The sequence below is a fragment of the Foetidibacter luteolus genome, assembly GCF_009650435.1.
Taxonomy (GTDB): domain Bacteria; phylum Bacteroidota; class Bacteroidia; order Chitinophagales; family Chitinophagaceae; genus Foetidibacter; species Foetidibacter luteolus.
Genome location: NZ_VVIP01000013.1, coordinates 1 through 12,469, shown reverse-complemented (window position 1 = coordinate 12,469; position 12,469 = coordinate 1). Strand labels below are relative to the sequence as shown.

The window sequence follows — 12,469 nt, the reverse complement described above, 5'->3', positions numbered from 1 at the left end:
ACTCCTATGTAAAGGAATACGCTGCCTGCCATCCTGAAAAAGGTTGCAAAACAAGGTTAATATGTTGTGTTTTTTTAAGTCATTGGAAAAAAGATTTTTATCACAGGTGGTGAAACTCCTATCAGCAGTCGGCACATGGCCGCTGCAAATCTTTATTAATCCCATAAAGTAAAAGTATAAGGCTGCAGACTCACTTGAGCAGTATGTTGCAACTGCAGGACACAAAAAGCAGTCCTTATAACTGTTTGATATTACCTTTCTGTGATATGAATAATACTGTTTGCTTCAAAATTAGATTTTTAAGTTTGTGCACCGGCCTGAACAGGAAGCGGGCTCTGCCGGAGGACAACCTGCCAGCGATAGGGCCTGTGCTTATACGATAGTATAGAGGGGGCCGTCATGGCGGCTCCTTTTGTATTACTATCGGTAAGCCGGATGGCTTAAAAAAACTCATTTCTGTTCCCGTTACTTTACCACACCTTTTTGATAAGGCACACCGCTTATCAAAACAGCCCTTATCCTGCGCAGCAGTTTACGGGCAATACGGATAATGGCCTGGTTGCCTTTCATTCTTTTGGTTAATGCCTGATAACAATCCATTAAAGCCGGATCTATCCTTATGGCCTGCCAGGCAGCTTCTATCAGCAGGCTGCGCAATTGTTTGTGGCGCCGGGTGGTAATACCGGTATCTTTTTCCTTATCGCCGCTGCTGTCCGTATCAGGACAGAAACCTATTAAATCATTCAATGCGTCAAATCCTTTGAACCGGTTGATATCGCCCACTTCCAGCAAAAACCACAGGGCTGTTGTAGGGCCTACTCCCGGAACACTCAACAGCAGGCTGGTATTTTGCTGGTACCGGCTTTTTTTCAGTTCCCGCAATTTACCTTCCGTTTTTAACAGCAACTGGCGCAGCAACCTGATTTGTTCCAACATCAGCACTAAAGTGCTTTTCAGCCGTTCGTCTTTTTGAGCTTCCTGTTCCACCCATTCCAGAAAATTATGGCTCCAGTTGGTCTTTTCATATTTAGCCGGCAGTTGGATGCCCTGGTATTTCAATATGCTTTTCAACCGGTTCCTGCTCCTGTTTAGATCCCCTACCAGTTTCTTGCGGAATCTTATCAGGTTGCGGTCTTTTTGAATATCCTCCCCCGGTACATGGATGGCCTTAAGCTCACCGGCTGCATGGTTGCGGGCCAGCTTTAAGGCATCCACCTTATCGGTCTTCCTTTTCTTCTCCTTATCACTGGTGGATACATCGGCAGCATGAACCACGATGCACTCCATTCCTGCGGACTGCAGTGAACGCTGAAGGGTGAAACCCCAGGCCGAACTTTCATACACACACTTAAATGTGGCCCCCGGATAGTGGCTATTCAGGTGTTTAATAAGGTCTTCACTGTTGCTGCCCATACGGTGATTACCCAGGCAAATCCCATTTAATAATTTGGCAACCTGGTAATCTTTTTGATGTACATCTATTCCTACATAGATGATTTTGCCGCTGAAATCAATCAGGCTTCTACCTTTGTCCAAGGTTTCGGTTGTGGCTGAAGTTTGCTGTTTCATATTTGTTTTTTTTAGCAAAATTCTTCTTTGCAGCCTAATTTTAGGACTGCCGCTGCACCGAAACCTTTTACATATAGACTCACTTCAACGTTCGGTAATTCTATTCGCCAACCCACCGTGTAGGTGAGTGAGAGCGTTAAAACAGGAACACCCATGCGGAAGTCCGCATGGGTGTTCCTGTTTTAATAACTACCTTACAACAAGCCAAGTACATACTTTATACGGTGTATGGTTTCTTCCTTGCCTATGATGGCGGCGATATCAAAAACACCAGGGCCAAACTTGCCGCCAACCAGCATAATGCGCAAGGGCAACATTAGGTCGCCGGGTTTAAGCTGTTGTGTGGCTGCCAATTCTTTAAACGATTTTTCAAGATCCTCATGTTCCCATAGGGTGGAGAGTTCCAATGTTCTGATAAGCTCAGCAAAAAAAAGTTGTTTTTTCTCGTCCCACTTTGGCTTAATTGCAGAAATGTCCGGCTCAACAGGGGCCTGAAAAAAGAAACCGGCCTGCTGAACAAAATCAGGTAACAAGGTGCAGCGTTCCTTAACAAGCGCAACAACTTTTTCCAGCTTCTTATCTTTTGTTACAGAGATTCCCTTATCAGCAAACGCGGCTACAACTTTATCCGCCAAATCTTCTGCACCGGAATTTTTTATCCATTCGTGGTTGAACCATTTTGCTTTCTCATAATCGAATTTTGCACCGCCTTTGTGTACACGTTCCATAGAGAATTTTTCAACCAGTTCATTGAGTGTAAAAATTTCCTGCCCGGTACCATCATTCCAGCCCAGCAGTGCAAGCATGTTAACAAATGCGCCGGGCAAAAAACCTTTTTCACGAAACCCCTGGGTAAATTCATTGGTGCGGGGGTCTGTCCAATTCATGGCAAACACCGGAAACCCCAGGCGCTCACCATCCCGTTTGTTTAGTTTTCCATTGCCATCGGGTTTTAGTATCAGCGGCAGGTGCGCCCACTGCGGCATGTTTTCAAGGCCAAACAGGTATTTCCATAACAGTACGTGTACAGGGGCGCTTGGCAGCCATTCTTCTCCACGAAAGGCGTGGGTAATCTTCATCAGGTAATCATCTACCACCACGGCCAGGTGATAGGTAGGCATGCCGTCAGCCTTCAGCAATACTTTGTCATCTGTTTGCGATGACTGAAAGCTCACCTCGCCCCGTATCATGTCAGTAAACTTTATTTCTTCATCCACCGGCATTTTAATGCGAATTACATGGGCTGTTCCTTCGGCCAGTAACCTTTGGGTTTCTTCGTTGCCCAGGGTAAGTGAGTTGCGCATTTTTTCACGCAGCAGGTGGTTGTACTGTGGAGATGGGTTTTCATCAGTTTTAAACCTGCTGCGCATTTCTTCCAGCTCCGCAGGGGTATCAAATGCATAATAGGCATGGCCGGCTTCTACCAGTTTATCTGCATAGCCTTTATATATCGGCTTTCGTTCACTTTGCCTGTATGGTGCATACGGGCCGCTATGCAGGGCGCTTTCATCCGGCTCTATACCACACCATTTAAGACATTCAAAAATGTATTCTTCCGCACCCGCTACAAAACGGGTTTGGTCTGTATCCTCTATGCGTAAAATAAAATCGCCGCCATAATGTTTGGCAAACAGGTAATTAAACAATACCGTTCTTACACCACCTAAATGCAGGCCCCCTGTAGGAGAGGGCGCAAAACGAACCCTTACTTTTTTTTCTGTATTCATAAGGCCGCAAAGATATAAAGTGGCGGCCAGTTAGCGCAGCCACCCAGGCTGAAGATGGTTGCAGGTATGTTTTTAACACGCCGATATTAATGTGGCTTTTACAGCCGCATGCTTACATTTACAGCATGTTTTACTTTATTAAAACAAACTGGTGGCTTAAAAAATTATATCCTTCTTTTGTTTGGGAGATGCCCGCCAAAGACAAGGTGCTCTACCTTACGTTTGACGATGGCCCCCATGAACAGGCTACTGGTTTTGTGCTGGATGAGCTGCAGAAATACAATGCCAAAGCAACTTTTTTTTGCATAGGGAAAAACGTGGTGGCGCACCCCGCCATATACCGGAGAATTTTAGATGAAGGGCACCGCGCCGGCAACCACTCTCATAATCACCTGAACGGCTGGAAAACAGGCGATGCCGCCTACATCAATGATGTTCACGAGGCGGCAAGGCACATAGACAGTGACCTGTTCCGGCCACCTTATGGTAGGATATCAAAATTTCAAGCCAGGCTGTTGCAGGCAGAAAAACCATTGGCTGTTGCCGCCAGGAACTTCAGAATAATTATGTGGAGTGTGTTGAGCGGCGATTTTGACACCGCCATTTCCCCGGAAAAATGCTGGAACAATGTACTGCTCAATACATCGCCGGGGGCCATTATACTTTTTCACGACAGTACCAAGGCCTGGGACAGGATGAGCTATGCATTGCCCAAACTGCTGGAGTATTACAGTAATGAAGGCTACAGTTTTGCTGCTATTGAGTAAGGGCCTGGTTAACCTATGAGATGTAAGCTATGAGCTGCGAGGCAGGCAGCTAAACAACAGCATCCACCTGTAACCGGTAACTGTTTAATGTTAGCAGCGAGTATAGAAGGGCTTTTGCACTTCATCAATTAAACCAATTATAAGTCTTTTAAACTTCAACAGACCGGTAACCAGTAACCTGTAACCGGTAACGTGAGGATTGCTACGCTGTGTCACCACCGCGCCAGGGATAGAAGCGGATACCCCGCTGAAGGCTTTGCAGCGCTGCCTTGTGGCGGAGTAGCAGCGGATAGCCCGGTGCCTTCGGCAGGCGCCCTGAAATTTCTTTCCTGTCATGATAAAAACAAGCGGGAGATGTAGTTAAGGGTGTTTTTTTACCATGTAAGACATGTAAGGGCATGTAAGAAGGCGGTAAGGCGAAATTTTTTTTGAGGATAATTTTTACCATGTAAGACATGTAAGAAGGCAGTAAAGCGAAATTGTGGTTGAGGATAATTTTAACCATGTAAGACATGTAAGGGGATGTAAGAAGGCGGTAGGGCGAGATTGTGAAAAGGGTAGCATTAATCAAAAGCTTCCTCTAGCTTGTACTCACATGTCTTACATGGTTCAATTATAAACATGCCCTTCAGCCTTGCATAAAGCTGTTATTTCAATTTTCACAATTTTGCATCCATCCGTAAACTACTTTTGCAGGCAGACATGCATACGCAACCGATTATAAAGGTCTCCGGCCTTAGCAAACAATTCAACCACCTTACCGCTGTAAACAACCTGTCATTTACGGTGCAGCCCGGCGATGTGTATGGTTTCCTGGGCCAGAACGGCGCGGGTAAAAGCACCACCATACGCATGCTGCTTACCTTAATTACGCCAACAGCGGGCAATATCGAGTTATTCGGCATGAACCTTAACAGCCACCGCCACGAGATATTAAAACAGGTAGGCGCTGTTATTGAAAAGCCCGACATATACAAATACCTGAGTGCCTACGATAACCTTAAATTATTTGCCAAACTAAGTGATGTGCCTTTAAGCCGTAAGCTGCTGCTGGACCAACTGCACATGGTTGGCCTTGAAGACAGGGCACATGATAAGGTAAAAGCCTTTTCGCAGGGTATGAAGCAAAGGTTAGGCATTGCCATTGCACTGGTACATAACCCGCAACTGATTATACTGGACGAACCTACCAACGGGCTTGACCCGCAGGGCATTGCTGATATAAGAAACCTTATACTGCACCTTAGCCGGGAAATGAATAAAACGGTGGTAGTATCATCTCATCTGCTTAGCGAAATTGAACAGGTGGCTACCCGTGTACTAATTATTGACAAGGGCAAAAAACTGGTAGAAGGCAGCTCCGCGGAATTGTTCGACCCTTCTCAAACCATTGTTGCGTTGGATACGTTAAACAATCATGCCGCACTGGAAGCGATACAGCAAAGCGCATGGAGTGGCGCTCTGCAGGAACACCGCGATGCACACATTATTTTAAAGTTGCACCGCAAACAGATACCCGACCTTCATAAATGGCTGGCGCAAAATGATATAGCCGTAATATCGCTGCAACCCAGGCATTCGCTGGAAGATTATTTTTTACAGGTAACATCAGGCAAACAATATGTGGAAGCTTTTTCAAATTGAGTTATATAAAATATTCCGGCGGCCCAGAACGTATATCGCCTTCGCGGCTATAACGGCCCTGATTGTTATTGTGCAGTTAGGGCTAAAGTCTGATGGTAAAGAGTATTCGGAATTCATCATGGCCGATCTAAAGAACTCCATTGAGGTAGAAGGGAATATTGTTAACGGTTATTTTGTGTGCTATGTAATACTGCAATTGTTGCTGATACATGTACCACTGCTGATAGCCCTTATAGCCGGCGACATGATTAGCGGTGAAGCCAATGCCGGTACGTTACGCTTGCTGTTAACCAAACCTGTTAGCCGTACCAAATTTATGCTCGCCAAATTTTCAGCATCGGCTGTTTACACGGTGTTGCTGCTGATATGGATAGCCATACTGGCGCTTTTTGCAAGCATATTGATATTCGGTACCGATGATATGTTTATCATGAAAACGCAATACGCCGTACAAATAGAAAACAGCGATGTTTTTTGGCGTTACTGCGGCGCTTTTTGCTTTGCGGCACTGGCCATGATAACAGTGGCGGCATTAGGTTTTTTCCTCTCCCAATTTGCTGAAAACTCCATTGGCCCTATTGTTGCAACCATGAGCATTATTATTGTGTTTACCATATTAAGCACTATGAGCTTGCCCATATTCAGTAAAATACGTCCATTCCTTTTTACCACGCACATGGTAACCTGGAAGGAGTTTTTTGATATAAAAGTAAATGATGCCAACGAGGCAATTAAAGGTACTGTGCAGCACCCCGAACGGTTGATAAGAAGCGCCCTGGTACTGGTGGCACACATCGTTATTTTTATCAGTGTTTCTGTGGCGCTATTCAGAAAAAAAGATATTTTAAGTTAGGTGGCAATGGAATGGCTCACAACTGTCAGCCTGAGCTTGTCGAAGGCTTGGTGCCAGGGGTTCGGTTTTTCATGGGAGGCTTCGTTGCGTCGCACTACTTTCATCGTTCGGTTTTTCATGGCGTCTTTTCCGAACCGGGTAGATGATGCTTCCGGCACCGCAGGTGCCAGAAGCCAGGTACCCATTACGGCTTTATGCGGACATTGAACTTAAACAACCCAACATTGAACAATTAATGGAAAGAGTATGAAAAAAATTGTGCTGTTATTGCTACTGGTATCCGGCTTTCAGTTGGCTGCTTTTTCGCAGGACATGACTGAGCTGGTAAAAAAAGTAAAAGCCAAGCTTGACCAGGTGAATGATTACGTTGCGGATGGCAAAATGAAAACTGATGTAACATTTATCAAAGCGCCGGTTGGCAAGGTGAAAATGTATTATAAAAAGCCCGGCAAATTCAAGTTGCGCAGGGATGGTGGAATTTCTGTATTGCCCAAGGGTGGTATAAGTATTAGTCCGGGAGCGTTGATGACAACCAGCGATTTTGTTGCACTGGCGGCAGGAGAAGCGGTAGTGGAAGGTGTTAAAACAAAAGTTGTAAAACTTTTGCCGCTGAATGAAAACAGCGAGATAGTGCTTACCACCATGTATATTGATGAGCCCAACCTGTTGATTAAAAAAGCTACTACTACCACCAAGGAAAGTGGTACCTATGAAATGACTTTTAGCTACGGCAAATACAGCAGTTACGCGTTGCCGGATAAAATTGTTTTTAGCTTTAATACCAAAGACTACAAACTGCCCCGCGGTATATCCATGGAATTTGAAGACGATGCCAAGCCCTCTGAGCTGGATAAGATGAAAAACAAGAAAGGTAAAGTTGAAATTACCTACGCGTCTTACCTGATTAATAAAGGGGTAGAGGATAGTGTGTTTAAGTAGGTAGGTGAGCGTGTAGAGACAGTTCTTAATTATCCGGCTAACCGAACTTATGCAGAATTTAATTTTCCATCTGGAAGATGGTAGTTTATTTTGCCTTTTCTGAATACATGAAACAACTGTTTATAACCCTTTTCCTTGTATCCGGCCTTTTTTACAGTGCTATTTCGCAGGATTACCAAAAATCCGCGAATGACGGTTTTGTCGTCACAAGGATGGTTGAAAAATTTCACATAGCCCCTAAGCCAACCGATAATGCCTTCTCCGAAAATTTATGGCAACAGGTTATTGAATCGCTGGATGATGAGCGGATATATTTTACAGCCGGAGATCTGATGCTGTTAAATTCCTGGAAACAACAGCTTGATGAGCAGGTGTTACAGCGGAAAACAGATTTCCTGGTTTTGTTGGGAGGTTTGTATCAAAAAAGGCTGCAAAAGGTTGATTCATTACTGGCAGATGTTTGCAAAAAACCTTTCGACTTTTCAGTTGACGAATACTACACTGCAAAAGAAGACAGTTCGTGGCCGCAGGCCGAAGCTGAGGCCAAAGCCAAAATAACCAGGATAATTAAGTGGAATGTATTGGAAGCTTTACAGGAAGAGTATCCTGGTAAAAATTTGAATAAACAGTTCCTGGATACGGCGCAGCTTGTTTTTCAGAAAAAAGTAGCGTCTGCTTACAAACGGGAAATCAGCAGCATTTTAAATTCCCCCGGCGGTGTGCCTAAGCATATCGGAGATGCCTGGTGCAGCGCTATTGCCCTATATTACGACCCTCATACGGAATACTTTCCGCTAACCGAAAAAGAAAATTTCGATGCAGCCCTTGGCCAGCAGCCTTACCGGTTTGGTTTCAGAACCCGCAGGGCAAAAGATAAAGGCGTGGTGATTGACGAACTGGAACCTGGAAGCCCGGCGTTTAAAAGCGGCATGCTGAACAAGGGGGATAAATTTGAAACCATACAGTGGGAAGGGAAGCAGCCTATAGATGTTTCAGACGCTGCGCCACGGGAACTTGGCAAAATGCTGGATGAAAGTAACCATGACAAGCTTAGCATAACCGTTAAAAAAGCTGACGGAACAACCCGCACCGTAACACTTGTAAAAGAAATGGTGGAAGAGCAGGAAGAAGATGATGACGATAAGGTAAAAAGTTTTTTATTGAAGGGGTCTAAAGTAGTTGGCTACATTTCTTTGCCTGCCTTTTATAGCGACTGGGAAAATGAAGAGGAGGGAGTAAAAGGATGTGCCAACGACGTGGCAAAGGAAATACTAAAACTGAAGAAAGAAAACATCACTGGTTTAATACTTGACCTGCGGTTTAACGGCGGGGGCTCTTTACAGGAAGCAGCAGAGTTAACTGGCATTTTTATTGACGGGGGCCCTGTTCATCAACTGAAGCCTAAAGCCGGTAAAATTTTTACGTTGAAGGATGTAAACAGGGGAACCATTTACGATGGGCCGCTGCTGGTACTTGTAAATGGCTATAGCGCATCAGCTTCTGAAATGGTTGCAGGCGCTCTCAGGGATTATAACCGGGCATTAATTGTGGGATCTTCTACTTATGGTAAAGCAACCGGCCAGGTGGTATTTCCCATGGATACAACTGTAGCTATTGAAACCATACACGAAAAGCAGTCGGAAAGCTATATCAAGATAACTACAGGCCAATTATTTCGCATTGATGGTAGTACAGCCCAGTTTGCAGGTGTTAAACCTGATGTAGAGTTGCCCGGCCTGCTTGAAGCACAATCCAATAAAGAAGCTGATGAAAAGTTTGCCCTAAAGCCAACAACCATTGAAGCCAACAAGTATTACAAAGCGTACCCGCCACTTCCGGTAGCGTCATTACAGCAACTGGCTAAAAATATTGCAGATACAAGCGCATGGTTTAAATCGCTGAAAAAATATCTGCAGGTAAAAGGGCAGCAAAAAGAATGGGAAGATATTTCGCTTAAATGGGCGCCTGTAAAAGAAGAAGCAGAAGATACCGATTTTCCGGAGCCAGGCCAGGCCACGTATTTCAAGATAGAGAATAATGCTTATGAACTTGAAAAGCTAAAGGCTAATGACGGTCTCCGGCAATTAAATGACTTTTTTAAAAATTACCTGTTGCACGATGCTTACCTCGAAATAAGTTATCGCTTGCTGTTACAGATGTAATGCGTACCAATTTTTAGAAATCAGCCTGAACGATTATTAATTACATAAAACAACAAAAAATGAAACCCTTCTTGAACGTAGCCTATAAGTACTTAGCTACCCTGTTCTGTTTTTCAATGTTATCTGTTTCAATTAATGCCCAGAATATTGAAGAAGACCCGGGCGCTTATATGACAGCTATAAGCAACGCCCAAATGGACATGAACAAAACCTATATGGCCTACATGAGTGCTGTAGCGCACAGCGGCAGAGCCAAAAAAATTGAAAAGATGCGGCAGAAAACACTGGAAAGTATTGAAAAATGCCGCTACAAAATACTTGACCTGCCCATTTATAAAAAAGATAACTCCTTACGCCAAAGCAGTATTGATTATGTACAGATGTGCTATAAAGTTTTTAATGAAGACTATGCCCATATTGTAAACATGGAAGAAATAGCCGAACAATCTTTTGATGAAATGCAGGCATATCTTCTCTTGCAGGAAAAGACGGATGAAAAGCTGCACGAAGCCGGGGAAAAAATGGGCCAGGCCAGTAAGGACTTTGCAAAAAAATACAACGTAACGCTTATTGACAGTAAAAGTGAGTTGTACAGCAAAATGGAAAAAGCGTCAGAGCTTACCTCTTATAAAAACAAACTGTACCTGCTGTTTTTTAAATGTAACTGGCAGGATGGGCAGATAACAAACGCCATCAATCAAAAGAAACTGAATGGCGTAGAGCAGGCCCGCAACGCGTTGGCCACCTACGCCAAAGAAGGCCTGCAGGTATTGGATACACTAAAGCCTTTTGCAAAGGACGCATCTCTTGCCACGGCCTGTAAACGAGCGTTGAATTTTTACCTGAAGCTGGCAGAAACTGATTTGCCCAAGGTTACCGACTTCTTTTTAAAAGAAGAGAATCTTGAAAAAGTACGAAAAGGCTTTGAGTCAAAAGCCGAGAGCAAAAGGACCCAGGAGGATGTGGACGCCTATAATAAAGCTGTGGATGAGTATAATTCTGCCGCTAATTATTATAACCAGTTAAATAACATTATTAATAACGGGCGTGCCCAAACAGTAGAAAGCTGGAATACTGTTGAGCAGCAATTTCTTGATGTGCACATGCCGCACTACGGCTCATAACAGGTACCCGTTTATTGAACTCCACGAGGCTTCTCAAAAATAAAGTGAACGCCTTGGGATTCGCATAATAAAAACAAGCTCCTGACTTGTCCCCCTCGGATTTAGTGCGGTTATAATTATTTGATTTTCAATTACATTATTATTTTTTTGGTTCAAAATACCGCACTAAGGATATTTTTAGTCATGAAAATACGGGTGGTACAAACCGCATCAAAGGCCAGGGCTGTTCAGATAGTGCGGTATGAACATAACAAAAGGATGATTTTGCGGCATATAGGTTCTGCTCATACCGATGAGGCATTAAGTGATTTAATGCTATTGGCTGAAGAATGGATAAAAGATTACAGTCATCAACTGTCCATTTTTCCCGACCAGGACCCAAACAAGCTTTTGCATCTCCACCACAGCACTTTTGTGGGTGTCAAATTCCGTTTCTTTTACGATCAGGTATGTGCTATTCAGGATAAAATCGGGCTGGGTAATTTTCCGGCATTATTCAAAGACCTGGTGGCCATAAGGATATTTGAACCCGCTTCCAAACTACGTTCCCTGGAATTAATGGAACAGTTTTTCGGTATTAACCATAGCCGTAAAACCTATTACAAGATCGCCCCCGGTTGCATTGAACTTAAACAGATGGTAGAGGAGAAAGTTGCGGGCTTTGCCAAAGCATATTACGCATTTAGCTACGACCTTCTTTTCTATGACATAACCACACTTTACTTTGAAACTTTTGAAGAAGATGAACTTCGTAAAAACGGTTTTTCAAAAGACAACAAATCCCAACAACCACAAATACTGATAGCCCTGATGGTAAGTAAAGAAGGGTTTCCTGTTGCCTATGAAGTGTTTTCAGGCAATACGTTTGAAGGGCATACCATCATCCCTGTTATTAAAAATTTCATTGACAAAAATGGTATAAGAAATTTTACAGTAGTAGCAGATGCTGCAATGATCAGCACTGAAAATGTGAAGCAGTTAACACAAAACAATATCAACTATATCGTAGGTGCAAGACTGGGAAATGTATCGGCCAAACTACTCGAAAACATTGATCAAAACATCAGCAGAGAGGATGGCCAAAGCATCAGAATAAAAACAGATAACGGTTACTTGATTTGCAGCTACTCCGCCGTCAGGTATCGCAAGGACAGATATGAAATGGAGCAACAAATAGCAAAGGCAAAGCAGGTAATTGAAAAGCCTTCTAAAAGCAAAAAACTGAAATTTACGCAAACCGACGGAGTAAAAATATCGCTCAATGAAGCCTTGATTGAGAAAACACAAAAATTGCTCGGCATTAAAGGATATTACACTAACCTTGAAGAATCTGTTGTTGACAATTCCACTATCATAAAACGCTATCACGAGCTTTACCGGATAGAGCAGGCATTCCGAATGTCAAAAACTGACCTCCAAACAAGGCCCGTCTTTCATTTTAAAGAACAACCCATAAAACTACATATCCTGATTTGCTTTATGGCACTGGTGATAGGAAAACACATCGAACTGAAAACACAAACATCCATCCGTAAATTTATCGATGAGTCCAGAAAAGTTGTTGATGGAGAAATATTGAATCATATAACCAGTAAAATCGTAACCGTAAAGGCAGAACCAACTCCTAAAATGAAGGAATTTATAGAAAAACTAAACGCTCCGCACTAAAAGGGACAAGTCAGGA

General features: G+C 43.5%; 11 protein-coding genes. 7 read left to right on the top strand and 4 right to left on the bottom strand.

Annotation, left to right across the window (positions count from 1 at the left end; all coding sequences use genetic code 11):
* Window positions 1-465: 465 nt before the first annotated feature.
* Entirely contained in the window at window positions 466-1,569 is a 1,104-nt protein-coding gene (locus F0364_RS03820; RefSeq protein WP_153795953.1) for an IS110 family RNA-guided transposase, read from the bottom strand.
* Between the two features lie 194 nt (window positions 1,570-1,763).
* The gene (gltX, locus tag F0364_RS03815; RefSeq protein ID WP_153796430.1) at window positions 1,764-3,296 is read right to left on the bottom strand and encodes a glutamate--tRNA ligase; all 1,533 of its coding nucleotides are present in this window, start codon (window positions 3,294-3,296) and stop codon (window positions 1,764-1,766) included.
* An 89-nt stretch (window positions 3,297-3,385) separates the two neighbouring features.
* Here gltX and F0364_RS03810 point away from each other — a divergent pair, with 89 nt between their 5' ends.
* Complete coding sequence (locus F0364_RS03810; protein WP_235921007.1) at window positions 3,386-4,063, top strand: polysaccharide deacetylase family protein; 678 nt, start codon at window positions 3,386-3,388, stop codon at window positions 4,061-4,063.
* A 202-nt stretch (window positions 4,064-4,265) separates the two neighbouring features.
* Here F0364_RS03810 and F0364_RS03805 read toward each other — a convergent pair whose 3' ends face one another.
* Window positions 4,266-4,511, bottom strand: coding sequence for a hypothetical protein (locus F0364_RS03805; protein ID WP_153796429.1), 246 nt, complete (start codon window positions 4,509-4,511; stop codon window positions 4,266-4,268).
* A 254-nt stretch (window positions 4,512-4,765) separates the two neighbouring features.
* Between F0364_RS03805 and F0364_RS03800 the strand changes: the two genes are divergently transcribed.
* Window positions 4,766-5,707 carry an ABC transporter ATP-binding protein gene (locus tag F0364_RS03800; RefSeq protein ID WP_153796428.1) on the top strand — a complete coding sequence of 314 codons (942 nt, stop codon included), beginning with the start codon at window positions 4,766-4,768 and terminating at the stop codon, window positions 5,705-5,707.
* Window positions 5,685-6,560: an ABC transporter permease gene (locus F0364_RS03795; protein WP_153796427.1), complete on the top strand. Its 876-nt coding sequence runs from the start codon at window positions 5,685-5,687 to the stop codon at window positions 6,558-6,560. The genes F0364_RS03800 and F0364_RS03795 overlap by 23 nt, the downstream gene beginning before the upstream one ends.
* On the opposite strand, the gene F0364_RS03790 is transcribed toward F0364_RS03795, so the two are convergent.
* Window positions 6,557-6,745, bottom strand: a complete 189-nt coding sequence (locus F0364_RS03790; protein ID WP_153796426.1) for a hypothetical protein — start codon at window positions 6,743-6,745, stop codon at window positions 6,557-6,559. The two genes, F0364_RS03795 and F0364_RS03790, sit on opposite strands and share 4 nt — an antisense overlap.
* 61 nt (window positions 6,746-6,806) lie before the next feature.
* On the opposite strand from F0364_RS03790, the gene F0364_RS03785 reads away from it, so the two are divergent.
* The 4 genes from F0364_RS03785 (at window position 6,807) to F0364_RS03770 (ending at window position 12,453) form a co-directional block, all read left to right on the top strand.
* Complete coding sequence (locus F0364_RS03785; protein WP_153796425.1) at window positions 6,807-7,499, top strand: LolA family protein; 693 nt, start codon at window positions 6,807-6,809, stop codon at window positions 7,497-7,499.
* Window positions 7,500-7,606: 107 nt separating this feature from the next.
* A complete protein-coding gene (locus F0364_RS03780; protein ID WP_207632502.1) occupies window positions 7,607-9,661 on the top strand; it encodes a S41 family peptidase in 2,055 nt (684 codons plus the stop codon).
* Window positions 9,662-9,720: 59 nt separating this feature from the next.
* The gene (locus F0364_RS03775; protein WP_153796423.1) at window positions 9,721-10,785 is read left to right on the top strand and encodes an LIC11966 family surface protein; all 1,065 of its coding nucleotides are present in this window, start codon (window positions 9,721-9,723) and stop codon (window positions 10,783-10,785) included.
* Between the two features lie 183 nt (window positions 10,786-10,968).
* Window positions 10,969-12,453 carry an IS1634 family transposase gene (locus F0364_RS03770; protein ID WP_153796422.1) on the top strand — a complete coding sequence of 495 codons (1,485 nt, stop codon included), beginning with the start codon at window positions 10,969-10,971 and terminating at the stop codon, window positions 12,451-12,453.
* The last annotated feature ends 16 nt before the right edge of the window (window positions 12,454-12,469 follow it).